The sequence below is a fragment of the Ancylobacter mangrovi genome (assembly GCF_024752355.1).
GTDB lineage: Bacteria > Pseudomonadota > Alphaproteobacteria > Rhizobiales > Xanthobacteraceae > Ancylobacter > Ancylobacter mangrovi.
Genome location: NZ_JANTHZ010000015.1, coordinates 1 through 20,418, shown reverse-complemented (window position 1 = coordinate 20,418; position 20,418 = coordinate 1). Strand labels below are relative to the sequence as shown.

Below are 20,418 nucleotides of genomic sequence, written 5' to 3'. Positions count from 1 at the left end.
CGCGGAGCCCCGCTCATGATCTTCACCCTGTCCGCGCTCGGTCCCGCGCTGCCCGAACTGCTGCTGGCCGTTTCCGCCGTCATCCTCATCCTGTTCGGCGCCATCGCCGGGCCGAAGTCGACCGACACCGTCAACGGCCTCGCGCTCGCGGCGATCTTCGCGGCGCTGGTGCTGGTGATCCTCGGCCCGTCCGAGGCGACGCTGTTCAACGGCAGCTTCCAGCTCGACGCCTATGCGCGCTTCCTCAAGGTGCTGGCGCTGCTGGCGGCGGGCAGCACGCTCGCCATGTCGGTCGACTGGCTGAAGGTGGAGAAGCAGGCCCGGTTCGAGTTCGCGATCCTGGTCATCCTGTCGACGCTCGGCATGATGATGCTGATCTCGGCCGGCGACCTGATCGCACTCTATATGGGCCTCGAGCTGATGAGCCTCGCGCTCTACGTGGTCGCGGCCAACAACCGCGATTCCGTGCGCTCGACGGAAGCGGGCCTCAAATATTTCGTCCTCGGCGCGCTGTCCTCGGGCATGCTGCTCTACGGCGCCTCGCTGATCTACGGCTTCACCGGCTCGGTCAACTTCCTGCACATCGCCGCCGCGGCGCAGGAGCCGACGCTCGGCCTGATCTTCGGCATCGTCTTCATCTTCGCGGGGCTGTGCTTCAAGGTCTCGGCGGTGCCGTTCCACATGTGGACGCCGGACGTCTATGAGGGCGCGCCCACGCCCGTCACGACCTTCTTCGCCGGCGCGCCGAAGGTCGCGGCCATGGCCGTGTTCGTGCGGGTGGCGATCGAGGCGCTGCCGCATGTCGTCCACCAGTGGCAGCAGATCGTCGTCTTCGTCTCCATCGCCTCCATGCTGCTCGGCTCCTTCGCGGCGATTGGCCAGCGCAACATCAAGCGCCTGATGGCCTATTCCTCGATCGGCCACATGGGCTACGCGCTGGTCGGCCTCGCGGCCGGCACCGAGCAGGGCGTGCGCGGCGTGCTGGTCTACATGACCATCTATGTGGCGATGACGCTCGGCACCTTCGCCTGCATCCTGTCGATGCGGCGCAAGGAGGGCATGGTCGAGAACTATGACGACCTCGCCGGGCTCGCCCGCACCAGCCCGGTGAAGGCGTTCCTGCTGGCGGCGCTCATGTTCTCGCTGGCGGGCATCCCCCCGCTCGCCGGCTTCCTGGCGAAGTACTACGTGTTCCTCGCCGCCATCCAGGCCGGGCTCTACACGCTGGCGGTGATCGGCGTGCTGTCGAGCGTGGTGGGCGCCTTCTACTATCTGCGCATCGTCAAGGTGATGTATTTCGACGAGCCCGCCGAGGCGTTCGAGCCGATGCCGACCGAGCTGCGTGCGGTGCTCGGTATCGCCGGCCTGTTCACGCTGCTGTTCTTCGTCTATCCCGCGCCGCTGCTGGCGGCGGCGGGCGCGGCGGCGAGGGCGCTCTTCTAGGGATGGTCCGCGTTCCGGGGGCGACGCCGGTCGTTCACTATCCGAGCATCGGCTCGACCAATGCGGAAGCGCTGGCGCAGGCGAGGGGGCCTGCGCCACGTTGGTTTGTGGCCGACCGCCAGACCGGCGGGCGCGGCCGGCGCGGCCGGCCATGGACGTCCGAGCCCGGCAATCTCTACGCCTCGCTGCTGCTGGTGGATGCGGGTCCCTCGGCCCGCCTGCCGGAGCTCTGCTTCGTCTCCGCGCTCGGCCTCTACGACGCGGTGCGGGCGGTGACGGGAATCGATCCGCTGCGCATCGGCCTCAAATGGCCGAACGACGTTCTGATCGACGGCGCCAAGCTCGCCGGCATCCTGCTGGAGGGCACGGTGCTGCCGGATGGACGCCCGGTGACGGTGATCGGCTTCGGCGTCAATTGCGCGCACCACCCCGCCGATACGCCCTATCCGACGACAGACCTCGCGGCGGCGGGCTATCCTACCGCACCGATGGAGATGCTCGGCGCGCTCGACCTCGCCTTGCGCGCGCGGCTCGACGAATGGGCGCGCGGCGCCGGTTTCGACGAGACGCGCGAGGCCTGGATCCGGCGGGCGCCCGGCCTCGGGCGCGAGGTGACGGTGCGCTTCGGCGACCGCGAGGCCAGCGGAGTGTTCGAGGCGCTGGACTTTTCCGGTGCTATGGTTCTGCGCCGCGCCGATGGCGTGCGCGAGACGATCAGCGCCGGCGACGTATTCCCGTCGCCCGGCGCTCAGGCGTGAAAGGCAAGTTGAGTGAGCAAGTCGCCGGACGAGTTGGTTTTCGCCGCATTGGGAGGTGTCGGCGAGATCGGCATGAATCTCGGGGTGTATGGATACGGCCCGAAGAACCGGCGCAAATGGCTCGCGGTCGACCTCGGCATCTCCTTCGCGCCGCCGGAAATTCCGGGCATCGACATCATCATGCCGGACGTCGCCTTTCTCGAGGAGGAGCGCGAGCGCGGCAATCTCGTCGGGCTGGTGCTGACCCACGGCCATGAGGACCATGTCGGCGCGCTGGTCGACCTGTGGCCGAAGCTCGGCTGCCCGGTCTATACGACGCCTTTCACCCACGCGCTGGCGGAGGCGCGCCGGCTCGGCGAGCCGGGCGCGCCGAAGATCCCCTTCCACGTGGTGCCCTCGGGCGGGCGGGCACAGATCGGCCCGTTCGACGTCGAGTTCCTGCCGGTCGCCCATTCCATTCCCGACAGCCACGCGCTGGGGCTGCGCACCGCGCTCGGCCTCGTCGTGCACACGGGCGACTGGAAGATCGACCCGACGCCCGTGGTCGGCAACGTCACCGACCCGGCGCGCTTCTCCGCGCTCGGCGACGAGGGGGTGCGCGCGGTCGTCTGCGATTCGACCAATGCCATCCGCGAGGGCATCTCGCCCTCCGAGACCGACGTTCAGGGCGTGCTGGCGGAGCTGATCGGCAAGGCCCCGCACCGGGTCGCCGTGACCACCTTCGCCTCCAACGTCGCGCGCATCCGTTCCATCGCCGAGGCGGCGATGCGCACCGGGCGCGAATGCGTGCTGGTCGGGCGCGCCATGGAGCGGGTGATCACGGTCGCGCGCGAGCAGCACCTGCTCGACGGCCTGCCCCCGTTCCGCTCGGCGGACGCCTACGGCTTCCTGCCCCGCGACAAGGTGGTGGCGATCCTCACCGGCAGCCAGGGCGAGCCGCGCGCCGCGCTGGCCCGCATCGCCGACGACGACCATCCCGAGATCGCGCTCTCGCCCGGCGACCAGGTGATCTTCTCCTCGCGCACCATTCCCGGCAATGAGCGCGCGGTGAACCGCATCATCAACGCGCTGGTTCTGCAGGGGGTGAAGGTCATCACCGACCGCGACGGGCTGGTGCACGTCTCCGGCCATCCGCGCCGGGGCGAGCTCGAGCAGATGTACAAGTGGCTGCGCCCGCAGGTCTCTGTGCCGGTGCATGGCGAGCCGCTGCATCTCGCCGAGCACGCCGATCTCGCCCGGGCAACGGGCGTGCGGGAGGTCGTGCGCCTCGTCGACGGCGACATGGTGCGCCTCGCCAGCGCCGATCCCGCGCTCGCCGCCGAGGTGATCGAGGAGGTGCCGGTCGGGCGTCTCTACAAGGACGGCCACGTGCTGGTCGCCTCGGCTGATTCCTCGATCGCCGAGCGCCGGCGCATGTCCTTCGCCGGGCTGGTCTCGGTCGCGGTGGCGATGAGCGCCAAGGGCGAGGTGGTCGGCGATCCGATGATCGACCTGTCGGGCGTCCCCCAGCGCGGCTCCGGCGGCAAGCTGCTCGACGACGTGATCGAGGATGCCGTGCTCGATTGCCTGGACGGCCTGCCCAAGCCGCGCCGGCGCGATCCCGACGCGGTGGCGGAATCGCTCACACGGGCCGTGCGCGGCGCGCTGAATGCCTCATGGGGCAAGAAGCCGCTCTGCCATGTGCTCGTCATCACGGTATGAAGGAGCCGTTCGAACGAACGGAGGGCGCATCATGATCGGCCGCCTCAACCACGTCGCGATCGCCGTGCCCGATCTCGCCGCGGCGATCGCCACCTACCGCGACACGCTCGGCGCGAGCGTCTCCGCCATCGTGCCGCAGCCCGAACACGGGGTGGACACGGTGTTCGTGGAACTGCCCAACACCAAGATCGAGCTGCTCGGCGCGCTGGGCGAGGAATCGCCCATCGCCCGCTTCCTGGAGCGCAACCCGGACGGGGGCATCCACCATCTGTGCTACGAGGTCGACGACATCGTCGCCGCGCGCGACCGGCTGAAAGCGGCCGGGGCGCGCGTGCTGGGCTCGGGCGAGCCGCGCATCGGCGCCCATGGCAAGCCGGTGCTGTTCCTGCACCCGAAGGACTTCCTCGGCACGCTCGTCGAGCTCGAGCAGGCCTGAGGTGACGTCATGGGGCTGACCACGTGGGGCTGACATGGGGCTGACCACCTACATCGCCATCTATTTCATCGTCTGGTGGGTGGTGATCTTCGCCGTCCTGCCGTTCGGCGTGCGCTCGCAGCATGAGGACGGCAAGGTGGAGGACGGTACCGAGCCGGGTGCGCCGCAGCGCCCGCAGCTGCTGCGCAAGGCGCTGATCACCTCGGTGGTCGCGCTCATCGTTGTGCTGGTCATCGCCTGGATCATCGAGTCGGGCTGGATCAGGCTCGACATGTTCCCGATGCCGTTCGACCCGAAGCTCTACGACCTGAAATAACGCCCCGGCGCGGTCGAAGAAAAAGCCAGTCGAGCAAAAAAAAAAGAGGCGGGACCTCGGCCCCGCCTACTCTTTGATCTGACCGCCCGCACCCGGTTCCGCGCCGTTTCGGCGTCTGCCGGGGGGCTTTCTTGACCGTCATTCCTCCCGAGACCTGGACCGGCATCGCGCTGGAAGCGGCGACTGGCGGACCTCTTTCTAGAGGCCGGCAACATAGAGCAAACGAAGCGCGCTTGTCATCCCTGCGTCGCAATAGTTCTATTGTGCAATGCAATAGAACGGGATCGGGGAGCGCCGGCCCCGCACGTAAGTTCGGGCCGGACAGCTGCGGTGGCCGCAAGGGCTTGTCTTTTCGCGACCGATCCGGTTTCACTCGCCCATCCCGCCGCAGGCGCGGCGCCGGTCGAATCGCGAGTCCTTTCCTATGCGTCTTTCCCGCTATTTCCTTCCGATCCTCCGCGAAGTGCCGAAGGAAGCGGAGATCGTCTCGCATCGGCTGATGCTGCGGGCCGGCATGATCCGGCAGGAGAGCGCTGGCATCTATGCCTGGCTGCCGCTCGGCAAGCGCGTCCTCGACAAGATCTGCGCCGTGATCCGCGAGGAGCAGAACCGCTCCGGCGCCATCGAGATCATGATGCCGACCATCCAGTCGGCCGATCTGTGGCGCGAGAGCGGGCGCTACGAGGACTATGGCAAGGAGATGCTTCGCATCAAGGACCGGCACGAGCGCGAGATGCTCTACGGGCCGACCAATGAGGAGATGCTCACCGAGATCGTCCGCGCCTATGTGAAGTCCTACAAGGACCTGCCGCTGAACCTCTACCACATCCAGTGGAAGTTCCGCGACGAGGTGCGCCCGCGCTTCGGCGTCATGCGCTCGCGTGAGTTCCTGATGAAGGACGCCTATTCGGTCGACCTCGATTTCGAGAGCGCGGTCGCCGCCTATAACCGCATGTTCGTCGCCTATCTGCGCACCTTCGAACGGCTCGGGCTGAAGGCGATCCCGATGGTGGCGGACACCGGGCCGATCGGCGGCAACCACAGCCACGAGTTCATAATCCTCGCCACCACCGGCGAGAGCCAGGTGTTCTGCCATTCGGCCTATCTCGAAATGCCCACCCCCGATTCCGGGGTGGATTTCGATAACGCTGGGGAACTGCAATCCATCGTGAACCGCTGGACAAGCCATTATGCGGCCACGGAGGAAAAGCATGACGAGGAGGCCTTCGCAGCGATTCCCGAAGAGAATCGTCTCTCCGCGCGGGGCATCGAGGTCGGTCACATCTTCTACTTCGGCACCAAATATTCCGAGCCCATGGGCGCCAAGGTCGCCGGCCCCGACGGCGTCGAGCGGCCGGTCCATATGGGCTCCTACGGCATCGGCCCGTCGCGCCTCGCGGCCGCGATCATCGAGGCCTCCCACGACGAGAACGGCATCATCTGGCCGGAGGCGATCGCGCCCTTCCGGGTCGGCGTGCTGAACCTCAAGGCGGGCGACGCGGCGACGGACGCGGCGTGCGAATCCATCTATGCCGAACTGACGGCCCGCGGCGTCGACGTGCTCTACGACGACACCGACGAGCGGCCGGGTTCGAAATTCGCCACCGCGGACCTGATCGGCCTGCCGTGGCAGATCATCGTCGGGCCGAAGGGCCTCGCCGCCGGCACGGTCGAGCTCAAGCGCCGCGCCGACGGCTCGCGCGAGACGCTGCCGGTCGAGGCGGCGCTGGCGAAGATCGTCGGCTGAGCGCGAAGGGCGAGCGGAGAACGCATGGCGGCACGAAGCGAGGCGCGGCGGGGCAAGGTGGCCAGGGGATCGGCCGGCAAGGCGAAGGCGAGCAAGGCGGCGACGGGCGCGTCGGCGATGCCGGACGCCGAGCCGACCGGCACGCGCCCGTTCAGCGCCTATGAGTGGATGCTGTCGCTGCGCTATCTGCGCGCGCGCCGCAAGGAAGGCTTCATCTCCGTCATCGCCGGCTTCTCCTTTCTCGGCATCATGCTCGGCGTGGCGACGCTGATCATCGTCATGGCGGTGATGAACGGTTTCCGCACCGAGCTGCTGTCGAAGATCCTCGGCCTCAACGGCCATCTGCTGATCCAGCCGCTCGACAACCCGCTGACCGACTACGACGCCGTGGCCAAGCGCATCGCCGGCGTGCCGGGCATCAAGCTCGCCGTGCCGCTGGTGGAAGGGCAGGCGCTGGCCTCCTCGGCCTTCAACGCTGGCGGCGTGCTGGTGCGCGGCATCTCCGAGGCCAATCTGCGCGCGCTGCCCTCCATCGGCTCCAACATCCGCGAGGGCACGCTGGACGGCTTCGACCAGGGCTCGGGCATCGCCATCGGCAAGCGGCTCGCCGACCAGCTCTCGCTCCGGGCGGGCGACAACCTCACGCTGGTGGCGCCGCGCGGCTCGGTCACGCCGATGGGCACCACGCCGCGCATCAAGGTCTACAAGATCGCGGCGGTGTTCGAGATCGGCATGTCGGAATATGACAGCGCCTTCGTCTTCATGCCGCTCACCGAGAGCCAGGCCTATTTCAACAAGAATGGCGACGTGACCGCGATCGAGGTCTACACCGACAACCCGGACGACGTGGAGCGCCTGCGCCCGCTGGTGCACGCCGCCGCCGAGCGGCCGGTCTACATCGTCGACTGGCGCCAGCGGAACGCGACCTTCTTCAACGCGCTGCAGGTCGAGCGGAACGTTATGTTCCTCATCCTCACCCTCATCGTGGTGGTGGCGGCGTTCAACATCGTCTCCGGCCTCAACATGCTGGTGAAGGACAAGGGGCGCGATATCGGCATCCTGCGCACCATGGGCGCCTCGCGCGGGGCGATCATGCGGATCTTCCTCGTCACCGGCGCGGCGATCGGCGTCGTCGGCACGCTGGCCGGCTTCGTGCTGGGGCTGGTGGTGTGCCTGAACGTCGAGGAGATACGCCAGTTCATCTCCTGGATCACCGCCACCGAGCTGTTCTCCCCCGAGCTCTACTATCTCAGCCGGCTGCCGGCGGAGATGAACGCGGGCGAGACCGCGACGGTGGTGCTGATGTCGCTGGTCCTGTCTTTCCTCGCTCCGCTCTACCCGTCCTGGCGCGCCGCGCGCCTCGATCCGGTCGAAGCGCTCCGTTACGAGTGAGGCGAGGATGACGGTCGCATTGCGCCTCGAAGGCATCGAACGCAGCTATGTGCAGGGCGAGGGTACGCTGCACATCCTGCGCGACGCGGAGTTCACGGTGATGGAGGGCCAGTCGGTCGGGCTGGTCGCGCCGTCCGGCACCGGCAAGTCGACGCTGCTGCACATCGCCGGCCTGCTGGAGCACCAGGACAAGGGCGAGGTCTATATCGGCGGCACAGCGACCGCCGGGCTCGCCGACGCCGCGCGCACCCGCATCCGCCGCACCGATGTCGGCTTCGTCTACCAGTTCCACCACCTGCTGCCGGAGTTCTCCGCGCTCGAGAACGTCATGCTGCCGCAGATGATCCGCGGGCTGTCGCGGCGCGAGGCTTCCGCGCGGGCGAAGGAGCTGCTGAGCTATCTCGGCCTCGGCCAGCGGCTGGAGCATCGCCCGGGCGAACTGTCCGGCGGCGAGCAGCAGCGCGTCGCCATCGCCCGCGCGGTCGCCAACGCGCCGCGGGTGCTGCTGGCGGACGAGCCGACCGGCAATCTCGACCCGCACACGGCGGACCACGTGTTCCACGCGCTGTCGCAGCTCGTGGAGGCGACCGGCCTCGCGGCGGTGATCGCCACCCACAATCTGGACCTCGCCCAGCGGATGCACCGCAGGGTGACGCTCCAGGAAGGCAAGGTCGTCGAGCTGCGCTAGAGCGCCGGGCAGGGCGTCGGCAGAGGCGAAACCGGCCGCCGGTTCGGGCGCCGTTGCCGTGACATGCTACCTCCCCTAATTTGTGCCCATGGGCGCGGAACGGGGGCGATGGTGGAGTATCTGACGCAGTATCTCGGCCGGTTCGATCATATGACGCTGCTCGCCATCGCGGTGGCGGCGGCGGTGGCGATCATCATCGCCCTGCGCTGGACCGGCCAGCGCTACGTCGCGCCGAAGGCGCGGCTGGCGCTCAGCGGTGACGGCAGCTTCGAATACGGCGTCGCCGGCGCCGACGCGCACCAGCCGGCGCTGGGGCGGATCGCGGGGCGCAACCCGCCCGCATCGGGGCAGGAGTGCCTCGCCGAGCTGATTCCCGAAGCGGCGCAGACCGGCGAGCTGACCGCGATCTGGGTCCGCGTCGAGGAGGCCCGCGTCGGCCATGTCGCCGTGCACGAGATCGTCCATTTCGAGAAGGTGCTGAAGGGGCGCGCGGCGCGCTGCGACGCCATCGTCGTCGGCAGCGCCCGTTCCGGGCTGCAGCTCAGGCTCGATCTCGTCTGGCCGCCGCGCCTGCGCGAGCCGCGCTGATAGCGGGAAACTGTCCGCAAATATTTCCGTATCGTAAACCATTGCGCGGAACGAAAGAAGAACAAGGGTTGATTCTGGGGATTGCGGGGGTAATGTTCTCCATATGTTCCATGGAGGTCGACATGATCCGTATCCTTCTTCAGGAAGTCGCCACGCTCGCTTCGGTCGGGCTGTTCGTCGCCATGATCGGCCTGTGGGCCGGCGTCTTCACCGGCATCTGAGGACAGCGGGGATGGCGCCCGCGAGCGGTAGACGCGCCGCGCCCGAGCGCCCACCCTTGAGTCAGTGAGTCGGGAGAGGTGAACATGGCGCTGTCGGATGTCGGGTTCGTGCACCTGCACGTCCATTCCTCCTATTCGCTGCTGGAGGGCGCGCTCTCGGTGGCGAAGCTCGCCGAGCTCGCGAAGCAGGACCGCCAGCCCGCGATCGCGCTCACCGATACCGGCAATCTGTTCGGCGCGCTCGAATTCTCGGAGAAGCTCGCAGGGGCGGGGGTCCAGCCGATCCTCGGCTGTTCGCTCGCCATCGAGTTTCCCGGCTCCCCGCCGCGTGGGCCCGCCAGCGCGCAGCGCCCGCGCATCGTGCTGCTGGCTGCGAGCGAGGAGGGCTGGGGCAACCTGATGGAGCTGGTGTCGCGCTCCTATCTCGACACCGCCGCCGACGGCGCGCCGCACCTCAAGCTCGACTGGCTGGAAGGTCTCACGGGCGGGCTGATCGCCCTGACCGGCGGCCCTGCCGGCCCGATCGACCGGGCGCTGGCAGCCGGCAGCAACGACCATGCCGAGCAGCGCCTCGCCGCGCTGGCCGGCCTGTTCGGCGACCGGCTCTATGTCGAGGTCCAGCGCCACGGCGTGGCGGAGGAGCGGCGGGTCGAGGCGGCGCTGATCGAGCTCGCCTACCGCTTCGAGCTGCCGCTGATCGCCGCCAACGAGCCCTTCTTCGCCGCCGAGGGGGACTATGAGGCGCATGACGCGCTGATCTGCATCGCCGAGGGCCGGATCGTCGCCGACCCGGACCGTCGCCAGCTCTCGCCGCAGCACCGGTTCCGCACCCGGGCGGAGATGATGGAGCTGTTCGCCGACCTGCCGGAGGCGCTCGCGAACACGATCGAGATCGCCCGCCGCTGCGCCTATCGCCCGCGCACGGTCAAGCCGATCCTGCCGCGCTTCACGCTGGAGCGCGACGAGGCGGAGGAGCTGCGGATCCAGGCGCAGGAAGGGCTGGCGCGCCGGCTCGCCGTCCACGGGCCGGCACCGGGGCTGAGCGAGAAGGACTATGAGGACCGCCTCGCCTTCGAGCTCGGGATCATCGAGAAGATGAAGTTTCCCGGCTACTTCCTTATCGTGTCTGACTTTATCAAGTGGGCGAAGGCGCAGGGCATTCCCGTCGGGCCGGGTCGTGGCTCGGGCGCGGGCTCTCTTGTGGCCTATTCGCTGACCATCACCGATCTCGACCCGCTGCGGTTCGGGCTGCTGTTCGAGCGCTTCCTGAACCCCGAGCGCGTGTCGATGCCCGACTTCGACATCGACTTCTGCCAGGAGCGCCGCGACGAGGTGATCCGCTACGTGCAGCAGCGCTACGGGCGCGATCAGGTGGCGCAGATCATCACCTTCGGCACGCTGCAGGCGCGCGGCGTGCTGCGCGACGTCGGCCGCGTGCTGGAGATGCCCTACGGCCAGGTCGACAAGCTCTGCAAGCTGGTGCCGCAGAACCCGGCCAACCCGGTGTCGCTGAAGCAGGCGATCCAGGACGAGCCGCGCCTGCAGGGCGAGAGCGAGGCGAACCCGGTGGTGAAGCGGGCCTTCGACATCGCCACCAAGCTGGAGGGCCTCAACCGCCATGCCTCGACCCACGCTGCCGGCATCGTGATCGGCGACCGGCCGCTGGCGAAGCTCGTGCCGCTCTACCGCGATCCGCGCTCCGACATGCCGGTGACGCAGTACAACATGAAGTGGATCGAGCAGGCGGGGCTGGTGAAGTTCGACTTCCTCGGCCTGAAGACGCTGACCGTATTGCAGACGGCGGTGCGGCTGGTGGCGCAGCGGGGCATCAAGCTCGACCTGTCGACCATACCGCTCGACGACGCGGCCAGCTACTCCATGCTCACCCGCGGCGAGACGGTAGGCGTGTTCCAGGTGGAAAGCGCGGGCATGCGGCGCGCACTGGTCGACATGAAGCCCGACCGGCTGGAGGACATCATCGCCCTCGTCGCGCTCTACCGGCCGGGGCCGATGGCGAACATCCCGGTCTATTGCGCGGTGAAGAACGGTCAGGAGGACGCGGTCTACGTCCATCCCGCGCTCGAGGCGAGCCTGAAGGAGACCTACGGCGTCATCATCTACCAGGAACAGGTGATGCAGATCGCGCAGACGCTGTCGGGCTATTCGCTCGGCGAGGCGGACCTGCTGCGCCGCGCCATGGGCAAGAAGATCCGCGCCGAGATGGACAAGCAGCGCGCGCGCTTCGTCGACGGCGCGGTCGAGCGCGGCGTCGCCAAGGCCAAGGCGTCGGAGATCTTCGACCTGCTGGCCAAGTTCGCCGACTACGGCTTCAACAAGAGCCACGCGGCGGCCTATGCGCTGGTCGCCTACCAGACCGCCTACATGAAGGCGAACTACTGCACCGAGTTCCTCGCCGCCTCGATGACGCTCGACATGGGCAACACCGACAAGCTGGCGGAATTCCGCCAGGAGGCGCAGCGGCTCGGCATCAAGGTGATGCCGCCGTCGGTGAACTATTCCGGGCGCGAATTCGCGGTCGAGGAGGGGCGCATCCTCTACGCGCTCGCCGCCATCAAGGGCGTCGGCGTGCTCGCGGTGGACGCCATCGTCGAGGCGCGCGGCGACAGGCCGTTCGCCAGCCTCGCCGACTTCGCCTCGCGCATCAACGCCAAGGCGCTGAACAAGCGGACCATGGAGAGCCTGGTCAATGCCGGCGCGTTCGACGCGCTGGAGCCGAACCGCGCGCGGGCGGCGGCGGCGATCGATTCGATCCTCGCGCACGCCGCCTCGGTCGGCGCGGAAGCCGCGATCGGGCAGGGCAACATGTTCGGCGGGCCGACGCAGGCGGTGGAACTGCCGATCCCGGCCGCCGCGCCCTGGCTGCCGGCCGACCGGCTGCAGAAGGAATACGAGGCGATCGGCTTCTTCCTCACCGGCCATCCGCTCGACGACTACGCCAAGGCGCTGGACAAGCTGCGCGTGCAGCGCTGGACCGACTTCACCCGCTCCGTGCGCGCGGGCTCGATCGCCGGGCGCCTCGCCGCCACCGTGGTGAGCAAGCAGGAGCGGCGGACCAAGAGCGGCAGCAAGATGGGCATCGTCGGGCTTTCCGATCCGTCCGGCCAGTTCGAGGCGGTGCTGTTCTCCGAGGCGCTGGCGCAGTATCGCGAATTGCTGGAGCCGGGCACGGCGCTGCTGTTGCAGGTCTCGGCCGAGCTCCAGGGCGAGGATGTGCGTGCGCGCATCCAGACCGCCGAGCCGCTCGACGCGGCGACCGCGCGCATGCAGAAGGGCATGCGCATCTTCCTGCGCTCTCCCGATCCGCTGGAGAGCGTGGCGGCCCGGCTGGGCGCGCTGGGCGGCGGGCGAGGGGACGGGGAGGTCGCCTTCGTGCTGCTGCTCGGCGAGCGCGGGGCGACCGAGGTCGAGGTGAAGCTGCCTGGGCGCTTCAGCCTCTCGCCGCAGATCGCCGGCGCCATCAAGGCGGTGCCGGGCGTGGTGGAGGTGGAGGCGCACTAGCCTCGGGAACTTGCCTTCGGATCGTGCTTCCTGATCCCGCCGCCGGGGTCTTTGCCGTCGGGCTCTCCTCCCGGGCGAGGTCGGGGCCTCGGCCATCGCGGCGGGAGCGGTGCCCATAGCGATGCGCCTGAAGAAGGCCTCCGGCGTCGTCATCTACCAGGAACAGGTGATACAGAACGCGCAGACGCTGTCGGGGTCTTCGCTCGGCGAGGCGGCGGCTGCGCCGCGCCACGGGCAAGAAGTTCTGCGCCGAGGCCATGGCCGGCTATCGCTGAATCATTGGCGGCGCGGCTTTCGGGCCGGCCCGCAATCGGCGCGATCCGCCTCTGTCCTTGCCGTTGCGTCCCATCCGGCCCATATGCTTGCGCGTATGCGCGGCTTCGCCTATAAGCCGCGCCATTCCGCACGCGGACTCGCGGCCGGATACCCTTTGACACGACTGCACGCTTCGACGTGACCGAGACGTGGCTCTGACGGGGCATCCATCGCCGTTCCGGTGCCGTAAGCCGAAATCCCTCGGCACGGCCATGTCCGCGGAGGCTTAACCGGACGAGAAACGACGATGGCGCTTCCTGATTTCACCATGCGTCAGCTCCTTGAAGCTGGCGTGCACTTCGGGCATCAGTCCCACCGCTGGAACCCGAAGATGGCTCCGTTCATCTTCGGCACCCGCAACAACATCCACATCATCGACCTGGCGCAGACCGTGCCCTCGTTGCACCGTGCGCTGCAGGCGGTGTCCGACACCGTGGCCCGCGGCGGCCGCGTGCTGTTCGTCGGCACCAAGCGCCAGGCGTCGGACGCGGTGGCCGATGCCGCCAAGCGGTCGGCCCAGTACTACGTCAACTCCCGCTGGCTCGGCGGCATGCTGACCAACTGGAAGACGATCTCGCACTCGATCGCGCGCCTGAAGAAGCTCGAGGAGCTCCTGAACGCCGGCGAGGGCGTCGGCTATACGAAGAAGGAGCGCCTGACGCTGCAGCGCGAGAAGGAGAAGCTCGATCGCGCGCTGGGCGGCATCCGCGATATGGGCGGCATCCCCGACCTGCTGTTCGTGATCGACACGAACAAGGAAGATCTGGCCGTCGCCGAGGCCCGCCGTCTCGGCATCCCGGTCGCGGCGATCCTCGACACCAATTGCGATCCCGACGGCATCGCCTTCCCGGTGCCGGGCAATGACGATGCCGGCCGCGCGATCAACCTCTATTGCGACCTCATCGCCCGCGCCGCGATCGACGGCATCGGCCGCGCCCAGGGCGATCTCGGCATCGACGTCGGCGCCTCCGAGGTGCCGATGGTCGAGGACCTGCCGGTCGAGGCCGAGGCCACCTGGTCGAGCTTCGAGCCGCTCTCGGGCCCGCGCGGCATCGCCGACGACCTGAAGAAGCTGACCGGCGTCTCGCCGGAGATCGAGAAGAAGCTGACCGACCTCGGCATCTTCCACTATTCGCAGATCGCCGGCCTCGACGCGGCGGACGCGCATCGCCTCGGCGAGGAAGTCGGCCTGCCGGGTCGTGTCGAAGGCTGGATCGCCCAGGCGAAGGGCCTCACCGCCGAGGTCGAGTGACCGTTCGCCTTCGCGACGGCGTCACATAGCGGCGCCAAGCATTGGCGGCGCCAGATACTGCACCGCGCGGCCGGCCCGGAACCCTCCGGCCGGCCGTGTCGTCGAATGACACATGAGATCGTGTGAGGAATTGAATATGGCCAACATCACCGCGGGCATGGTGAAGGAACTGCGCGAGAAGACCGGCGCGGGCATGATGGACTGCAAGGCCGCCCTGAACGAGGTCGAGGGCGACATCGAGGCCGCTGTCGACTGGCTGCGCAAGAAGGGTCTCGCCAAGGCCGCCAAGAAGGCCGGCCGCGTCGCCGCCGAGGGCCTGATCGGCATTGCCACCGAGGGCAACAAGGGCGTCGTCGTCGAGATCAACTCCGAGACCGACTTTGTCGCGCGCAACGACCAGTTCCAGCAGCTGGTGCGCGGCATCGCCACCGTGGCGCTGACCGCCGGCGCCGACATCGAGGCGATCAAGGCCGCGCCGTTCCCGGCCGGCGGCACGGTGGAGGAGACCATCTCCTCCACGATCGCCACCATCGGCGAGAACATGACGCTGCGCCGCGCCGCCGAGCTCGAGGTGACGTCCGGCGTCGTCGGCACCTATGTGCACGGCTCGGTGAGCGAGGGCCTCGGCAAGATCGGCGTGCTGGTCGCGCTCGAATCCGAGGGCAAGGCGGACGAGCTCGCGCAGCTCGGCCGGCAGATCGCCATGCACGTCGCCGCCGCCAATCCGCAGGCGCTCGACGCTGCCGCCATCGACCCGGATGTCGTTGCCCGCGAGCGCGGCGTGCTGGCGGAGAAGGCCAAGGCCTCCGGCAAGCCGGAGAACGTCGTCGAGAAGATCGTCGAGAGCGGCCTGAAGACCTTCTACAAGGAGGTCACTCTGGTGGAGCAGGCCTTCATCCACGATCCCTCCAAGACCGTCGCCCAGGCGGTGAAGGAGAGCGAGGGCCGGGTCGGCGCGCCGGTGCGCATCGTCGGCTTCGTGCGCTTCGCGCTCGGCGAGGGCGTGGAGAAGCAGGAGAGCGACTTCGCCGCCGAGGTCGCGGCCGCGGCCGGCGCCTGATCGCCGATCGTTGATAAGTCCACGCCGGGCCGTCACCGTGCTGCCCGGCGTGCTTTACTGCGCGCGGTCGCGAATCGCGCAAAGCCGAGGTGCCCCATGACGATGCCGTCCGAGCCGGACAATCTCGCCTATGGGCGCGTGTTGGTTAAGGTTTCCGGCGAAGCGCTGATGGGAAGCGAGGCCTTCGGCCTCCACTGGCCGACCATCGAGCGCATCGCCCGCGACCTGGTCGACGCCAAGGAAACCGGCGCCGAGATCGCCGTCGTCGTGGGCGGCGGCAACATCCTTCGCGGGGCGAGCGTCGCCGGCGAGGGGCTCGACCGCGCCACCGCCGACCATATGGGCATGCTCGCCACGGTGATGAATGCGCTGGCGCTCGAGAAGGCGGTCGAGCATGCCGGCAGCCCGGCGCGCACCCTGTCGGCGATCCCGATGCCGACGATCTGCGAGCCCTATGCGCGCCAGACGGCGGCGCGCCACCTCTCGCGCGGCCGCATCGTCCTGCTCGCTGGCGGCACCGGCAATCCCTATTTCACCACCGATACCGGCGCGGTGCTGCGCGCGGCCGAGCTCGAATGCCACGCCGTGATGAAGGCGACCAATGTGGACGGCGTCTACACCGCCGATCCCAAGCTCGACCCTTCCGCCACCCGTTACGACCGGCTGACGCATGACGAGGCTCTGGCCAAGGACCTCAAGGTCATGGATGCTGCGGCTTTCGCTCTCGCCCGCGAAGCCAGCCTGCCTATCGTGGTGTTCTCGATCCGTGAGCCGGGCGCCATCGCCGCCGCCATCCGGGGGCAGGGGCGCGCGACCACGGTTGCGCCTTAACGGCTTGCCTCCGGGCGCAAGACCATTGATATAGCCGCATCCCGAAACGGGCCCGGCGGCGGACTATCGGCGCGCCTGCCGCGCCGGGAGCATGAAGAGACGAGGTTTGCCATGAGCTCTGAGACGATCGACATTGCCGATCTGAAACGCCGCATGCAGGGCGCGATCAGCGTGCTGAAACAGGAGCTTTCCGGATTGCGCACCGGCCGCGCTTCGGCAAGCCTGCTGGAACCGATCCAGGTCGAAGCCTATGGCAGCCACATGCCTCTCAGTCAGGTCGCATCGGTGAACGTGCCCGAACCCCGCCTGCTGTCGGTGCAGGTGTGGGACCGCGGCATGGTCTCGGCGGTGGAGAAGGCGATCCGCGATTCCAATCTCGGCCTCAACCCGCAGACCGAGGGGCAGGTGCTGCGCGTGCGTATTCCCGAGCTCACCCAGGAGCGGCGCCAGGAACTGGTGAAGGTCGCGCACAAATATGCCGAGGCCGCGCGCGTTTCGATCCGTCACGTGCGTCGCGACGGGCTCGACACGCTGAAGAAGGCGGAGAAGGATGGCGAGATGAGCTCGGACGAGCTCAGCCGCATGTCCGATCAGGTCCAGAAGGCTACCGACCAGTCGATCGTCGAGGTCGACCAGGTTCTGTCGACGAAGGAAAAAGAGATACTGGCCGTCTAGGCGCGCCAGGCTCCTGGAGGGGGGCCTCCGTGAATGTCATGAAGCTGGGGGCACGACCGAGTGCCTCGATCGGACCGGAGAAGATGTCGCGGGCGGGCGGTGCGGGCCCCCGCCACGTCGCCATCATCATGGACGGCAACGGCCGGTGGGCGAGGGCCCACGGGCTGCCGCGCGCCGAGGGTCATCGCCGCGGCGTCGAGGCGGTGCGCCGGACGATAGCGGCCGCGCGCGAGCTCGGCATCGAGGCGGTGACGATCTACAGCTTCTCGAGCGAGAACTGGTCGCGCCCGGCGGCGGAGATCGGCGAGCTGATGTCGCTGCTCAAGCGCTTCATCCGCTCAGACCTCAGGGACCTGCACACCAAGAATGTGCGCGTGCGCATCATCGGCGAGCGCCATCCCTCCGATAACGAGGTGCAGGCGCTGCTGGAAGAGGCCGAGGAACTGACCCGGCACAACACCGGCCTCAACCTGACGGTGGCGTTCAATTACGGGGGGCGCAACGAGATCCTGCGCGCGGCGCGCAAGCTCGCCGCCGAGATCGCGGCCGGCCGGCTGGAGGCGTCGCAAATCTCCGAGCAGGACCTCGCCGGCGCGCTCGACACCGCCGACCTGCCCCCACTCGATCTGGTGATCCGCACCAGCGGCGAGCAGCGCCTGTCGAACTTCCTGCTATGGCAGTCGGCCTATGCCGAGCTGGTCTTCCTTCCGGTGCTCTGGCCCGATTTCGATCGCAGCTGGCTGGAGCAGGCGCTGGCGGAATACGCCCGGCGCGACCGGCGTTTCGGCGGCCTCGACCCGACGGAGCGGTGACGCAGTGCGGCTCGGTGCCGATTTCCTGCCAAGGCTGGCTTCCGCCCTGGTGCTGGCGCCGGTCGTCATCGGCGCCGCGATCCTGGGCGGATGGCCGTTCGAGATCCTGGTTGGCGTCGCCGCCGTGCTGGTGCTGTGGGAATGGGTCGGTATCGTCGGCGGCCGGCCGCGCGCGGTGCTTGTGTCGGTCGGCGGGGCCGGGCTGCTCGCCGCCCTGCTGATTCTCCATATACGTCCGCCGGCCTCGGCGGTGATGATCGTCGCGCTGGCGCTGGTGGCGACCGCGCTGATCGCGCGCGGCGGGCGTACCGCGCGGCTGTGGACGCCGTTCGGCGTGCTCTATGCGGCGGCGATGGCGATTCCGGTCGGCGTGCTGCGGGACGATCCCGCGCTCGGGCTCGCGAGCCTCGTCTGGCTGTTCGCCGTGGTGTGGAGCACCGACGTCGCCGCCTATTTCTGTGGCCGGCTGATCGGCGGGCGCAAGCTCTGGCCGCGCGTCAGCCCCAACAAGACCTGGTCCGGCGCCATCGGCGGCACGGCCTTCGGTACGCTCGCGGGCATGATCGTGGTGCATCTGGCCGGCATCGAGAGCTTCATGCTGGCCGCGCCGGTGGCGGTGCTCGCCAGCGTTGTGAGCCAGGCGGGCGATCTGTTCGAATCGTCGATGAAACGGCGCTTCGGGGTGAAGGATTCGAGCGCCCTGATTCCCGGCCATGGCGGGCTGATGGACCGGCTGGACGGCTTCATCGCCGCGGCCGCGCTGGCGCTCGTGGTCGGGCTGCTGCGCGACGGTGCCGCGCCGGCCCAGGGGCTGCTGATCTGGTAATGCGGCAACGCGGCGCCAAAGACCGGTCAATTGCTCAGGACTTTTGCCCAAGTTCGCCTTAAACCACCCCTAAAGGGTGAGCTGCGGATCATTCGGCGCAGACGTTGGGAAACTCGATATGGAAATTCTCGCCTCGATGGGCGGCACCGCAAGCTGGCTTCTCGGCTACGTCATCCCCTTCCTGTTCGTGCTCACCATCGTGGTCTTCTTCCACGAGCTCGGGCATTTCTGGGTGGCGCGCCGGGCGGGCGTGACGATCGTCGCGTTCTCCATCGGCTTCGGCCCCGAGCTGGTCGGCTTCTACGACCGGCACGGCACGCGCTGGAAGATTTCCGCGATTCCCCTCGGCGGCTACGTCAAGTTCCTCGGCGACGACAACGCCGCCAGCACGCCCGACCGTGCCCAGCTCGAGCAGATGAGCGAGGCCGACCGGCGCGGCAGCTTCTTCCACAAGCCGGTGGCGGCGCGGGCGGCCATCGTGGCGGCGGGCCCGATCGCCAACTTCATCCTCGCCATCGTCATCTTCTCGGTGCTGTTCATGACCGTCGGCCGGCCGGTGATGACGCCACTGGTGGACGCGGTGCAGCCGGGCAGCGCGGCGGAGAAGGCCGGGTTCCAGCCGCACGACCTCATCCTATCCATCGACGGCACGCCGATCGAGACCTTCAGCGACATGCAGCGCATCGTCAGCGTCAGCGCCGACGAGCCGCTGCGCATCGAGATCGACCGCGATGGCCAGCACCTGACGCTGACCGCGACGCCGGACCGGCGCGAGATCACCGACCGCTTCGGCAACGTGCAGCGGCTCGGCGTGCTGGGAATCTCGCGCTCGACCGGGGGCGGGGAGATCAAGACCCAGACCTACGGCCCGGTGCAGGCCGTCACCATGGCGGCGCGCGAGGTCTGGTTCATCGTCGACCGCACCTTCAGCTATATCGGCGGGGTGGTGACGGGACGCGAATCCGCCGACCAGCTTGGCGGGCCGATCCGAATCGCGCAGGTATCGGGTCAGGTCGCGACCTTCGGCATGGCGGCGCTGCTTCAGCTCGCCGCGGTGCTCTCGGTGTCGATCGGTCTTCTTAACCTCTTTCCCGTACCGTTGCTGGACGGAGGACACCTGCTTTTCTACGCCATCGAGGCGCTGCGCGGCCGGCCGCTCAGCGAACGGGCGCAGGAGGTGGGTTTCCGGATCGGACTGGCTCTGGTGCTGATGCTGATGCTGTTTGCGACTTGGAACGATATCCTCAATATATCAAAATCTTGAGCCGCTTGGAGAGCGGCGTGGCGCACGCGCCACGCCTCGGGGAAAAGGTGTCTGTGAGGGTTCCGTTCGGTTTGCAGGCCCAGCAAAAGCCTGTACAAGCGGGACGCACGGTGAAGGATCGTGGCAGCGTGCGCGCGCTTGCGGTCACGACGTCAGAACAACGGTAAGGTTGCGCACCAGATGGCTGCTTGTGTCCGGTTTGTGAGTAGAATGGCCTCGGTCGTCGGTGTCGTCGCACTGATGGCTGTTGCCGGTGTCGCCGGAACTGTCGTGGCGCCCGTCGCCGCTGTCGCCCAGAGTTCGAGCTCGATCATCGTCGAGGGTAACCAGCGTGTGGACGCGGACACGATCCGCTCCTATTTCGCGACCGATCCGGGACAGTCGCTGACGCCGGCGAAGATCGACGAGGCGCTGAAGTCGCTCTACGCGACGGGGCTGTTCTCGGATGTCACCATCAGCCATCGCGGCGGCCGGCTCGTCGTCTCCGTCAAGGAGAACGAGGTCATCAACCGCGTCGCCTTCGAGGGCAACAAGAAGCTCAAGGACGAGCAGCTCGCCAGCGAGGTGCAGTCGA

Annotated in this window: 19 protein-coding genes; all 19 read left to right on the top strand. The window is 68.3% G+C overall.

Annotated features, from left to right (window positions below):
• The first annotated feature begins 15 nt into the window (after positions 1-15).
• Positions 16-1,443: an NADH-quinone oxidoreductase subunit NuoN gene (gene nuoN, locus NVS89_RS22250; RefSeq protein WP_258734971.1), complete on the top strand. Its 1,428-nt coding sequence runs from the start codon at positions 16-18 to the stop codon at positions 1,441-1,443.
• 2 nt (positions 1,444-1,445) lie between these two features.
• Entirely contained in the window at positions 1,446-2,201 is a 756-nt protein-coding gene (locus NVS89_RS22245; RefSeq protein WP_258734970.1) for a biotin--[acetyl-CoA-carboxylase] ligase, read from the top strand.
• 12 nt (positions 2,202-2,213) lie between these two features.
• The gene (locus NVS89_RS22240) at positions 2,214-3,902 is read left to right on the top strand and encodes a ribonuclease J (RefSeq protein ID WP_258734969.1); all 1,689 of its coding nucleotides are present in this window, start codon (positions 2,214-2,216) and stop codon (positions 3,900-3,902) included.
• A 31-nt stretch (positions 3,903-3,933) separates the two neighbouring features.
• On the top strand, positions 3,934-4,338 hold the full coding sequence (gene mce / locus NVS89_RS22235; RefSeq protein ID WP_258734968.1) for a methylmalonyl-CoA epimerase: 405 nt from the start codon (positions 3,934-3,936) through the stop codon (positions 4,336-4,338).
• Positions 4,339-4,372: 34 nt separating this feature from the next.
• Positions 4,373-4,654, top strand: coding sequence for a DUF1467 family protein (locus tag NVS89_RS22230; RefSeq protein ID WP_258734967.1), 282 nt, complete (start codon positions 4,373-4,375; stop codon positions 4,652-4,654).
• A gap of 424 nt (positions 4,655-5,078) precedes the next feature.
• Positions 5,079-6,401, top strand: a complete 1,323-nt coding sequence (gene proS, locus NVS89_RS22225; protein WP_258734966.1) for a proline--tRNA ligase — start codon at positions 5,079-5,081, stop codon at positions 6,399-6,401.
• 117 nt (positions 6,402-6,518) lie between these two features.
• Positions 6,519-7,793, top strand: coding sequence for a lipoprotein-releasing ABC transporter permease subunit (locus tag NVS89_RS22220; protein WP_258735082.1), 1,275 nt, complete (start codon positions 6,519-6,521; stop codon positions 7,791-7,793).
• 7 nt (positions 7,794-7,800) lie between these two features.
• Entirely contained in the window at positions 7,801-8,481 is a 681-nt protein-coding gene (locus NVS89_RS22215; protein WP_258734965.1) for an ABC transporter ATP-binding protein, read from the top strand.
• A gap of 108 nt (positions 8,482-8,589) precedes the next feature.
• Positions 8,590-9,069 (top strand): hypothetical protein, encoded by a 480-nt coding sequence (locus tag NVS89_RS22210; RefSeq protein WP_258734964.1) that lies wholly within the window; start codon positions 8,590-8,592, stop codon positions 9,067-9,069.
• A 305-nt stretch (positions 9,070-9,374) separates the two neighbouring features.
• Positions 9,375-12,809 carry a DNA polymerase III subunit alpha gene (gene dnaE / locus NVS89_RS22205; protein ID WP_374114628.1) on the top strand — a complete coding sequence of 1,145 codons (3,435 nt, stop codon included), beginning with the start codon at positions 9,375-9,377 and terminating at the stop codon, positions 12,807-12,809.
• Between the two features lie 121 nt (positions 12,810-12,930).
• Complete coding sequence (locus NVS89_RS22200) at positions 12,931-13,266, top strand: hypothetical protein (RefSeq protein WP_258734963.1); 336 nt, start codon at positions 12,931-12,933, stop codon at positions 13,264-13,266.
• A 105-nt stretch (positions 13,267-13,371) separates the two neighbouring features.
• Positions 13,372-14,376: a 30S ribosomal protein S2 gene (locus NVS89_RS22195; RefSeq protein WP_258734962.1), complete on the top strand. Its 1,005-nt coding sequence runs from the start codon at positions 13,372-13,374 to the stop codon at positions 14,374-14,376.
• A gap of 136 nt (positions 14,377-14,512) precedes the next feature.
• Entirely contained in the window at positions 14,513-15,436 is a 924-nt protein-coding gene (tsf, locus tag NVS89_RS22190) for a translation elongation factor Ts (protein WP_258734961.1), read from the top strand.
• Between the two features lie 96 nt (positions 15,437-15,532).
• A complete protein-coding gene (gene pyrH, locus NVS89_RS22185) occupies positions 15,533-16,267 on the top strand; it encodes a UMP kinase (RefSeq protein WP_258734960.1) in 735 nt (244 codons plus the stop codon).
• A gap of 111 nt (positions 16,268-16,378) precedes the next feature.
• Complete coding sequence (gene frr / locus NVS89_RS22180) at positions 16,379-16,942, top strand: ribosome recycling factor (protein ID WP_258734959.1); 564 nt, start codon at positions 16,379-16,381, stop codon at positions 16,940-16,942.
• Between the two features lie 38 nt (positions 16,943-16,980).
• Positions 16,981-17,754 carry an isoprenyl transferase gene (locus tag NVS89_RS22175; RefSeq protein ID WP_258734958.1) on the top strand — a complete coding sequence of 258 codons (774 nt, stop codon included), beginning with the start codon at positions 16,981-16,983 and terminating at the stop codon, positions 17,752-17,754.
• A gap of 4 nt (positions 17,755-17,758) precedes the next feature.
• On the top strand, positions 17,759-18,580 hold the full coding sequence (locus tag NVS89_RS22170) for a phosphatidate cytidylyltransferase (RefSeq protein WP_258734957.1): 822 nt from the start codon (positions 17,759-17,761) through the stop codon (positions 18,578-18,580).
• Between the two features lie 118 nt (positions 18,581-18,698).
• Positions 18,699-19,844 carry an RIP metalloprotease RseP gene (gene rseP / locus NVS89_RS22165; RefSeq protein WP_258734956.1) on the top strand — a complete coding sequence of 382 codons (1,146 nt, stop codon included), beginning with the start codon at positions 18,699-18,701 and terminating at the stop codon, positions 19,842-19,844.
• A 270-nt stretch (positions 19,845-20,114) separates the two neighbouring features.
• On the top strand, positions 20,115-20,418 hold a 304-nt coding region (locus NVS89_RS22160; RefSeq protein WP_441296724.1), incomplete at its 3' end, for a POTRA domain-containing protein.

Excerpts from the sequence above, each read along its gene's own strand:
- nuoN (WP_258734971.1), top strand. The coding sequence starts at position 16 with ATGATCTTCACCCTGTCCGCGCTCGGTCCCGCGCTGCCCGAACTGCTG.
- NVS89_RS22245 (WP_258734970.1), top strand. The coding sequence starts at position 1,446 with ATGGTCCGCGTTCCGGGGGCGACGCCGGTCGTTCACTATCCGAGCATC.
- mce (WP_258734968.1), top strand. The coding sequence starts at position 3,934 with ATGATCGGCCGCCTCAACCACGTCGCGATCGCCGTGCCCGATCTCGCC.
- NVS89_RS22230 (WP_258734967.1), top strand. The coding sequence starts at position 4,373 with ATGGGGCTGACCACCTACATCGCCATCTATTTCATCGTCTGGTGGGTG.
- proS (WP_258734966.1), top strand. The coding sequence starts at position 5,079 with ATGCGTCTTTCCCGCTATTTCCTTCCGATCCTCCGCGAAGTGCCGAAG.
- NVS89_RS22220 (WP_258735082.1), top strand. The coding sequence starts at position 6,519 with ATGCCGGACGCCGAGCCGACCGGCACGCGCCCGTTCAGCGCCTATGAG.
- NVS89_RS22215 (WP_258734965.1), top strand. The coding sequence starts at position 7,801 with ATGACGGTCGCATTGCGCCTCGAAGGCATCGAACGCAGCTATGTGCAG.
- NVS89_RS22210 (WP_258734964.1), top strand. The coding sequence starts at position 8,590 with ATGGTGGAGTATCTGACGCAGTATCTCGGCCGGTTCGATCATATGACG.
- dnaE (WP_374114628.1), top strand. The coding sequence starts at position 9,375 with ATGGCGCTGTCGGATGTCGGGTTCGTGCACCTGCACGTCCATTCCTCC.
- NVS89_RS22200 (WP_258734963.1), top strand. The coding sequence starts at position 12,931 with ATGCGCCTGAAGAAGGCCTCCGGCGTCGTCATCTACCAGGAACAGGTG.
- NVS89_RS22195 (WP_258734962.1), top strand. The coding sequence starts at position 13,372 with ATGGCGCTTCCTGATTTCACCATGCGTCAGCTCCTTGAAGCTGGCGTG.
- tsf (WP_258734961.1), top strand. The coding sequence starts at position 14,513 with ATGGCCAACATCACCGCGGGCATGGTGAAGGAACTGCGCGAGAAGACC.
- pyrH (WP_258734960.1), top strand. The coding sequence starts at position 15,533 with ATGACGATGCCGTCCGAGCCGGACAATCTCGCCTATGGGCGCGTGTTG.
- frr (WP_258734959.1), top strand. The coding sequence starts at position 16,379 with ATGAGCTCTGAGACGATCGACATTGCCGATCTGAAACGCCGCATGCAG.
- NVS89_RS22175 (WP_258734958.1), top strand. The coding sequence starts at position 16,981 with ATGAAGCTGGGGGCACGACCGAGTGCCTCGATCGGACCGGAGAAGATG.
- rseP (WP_258734956.1), top strand. The coding sequence starts at position 18,699 with ATGGAAATTCTCGCCTCGATGGGCGGCACCGCAAGCTGGCTTCTCGGC.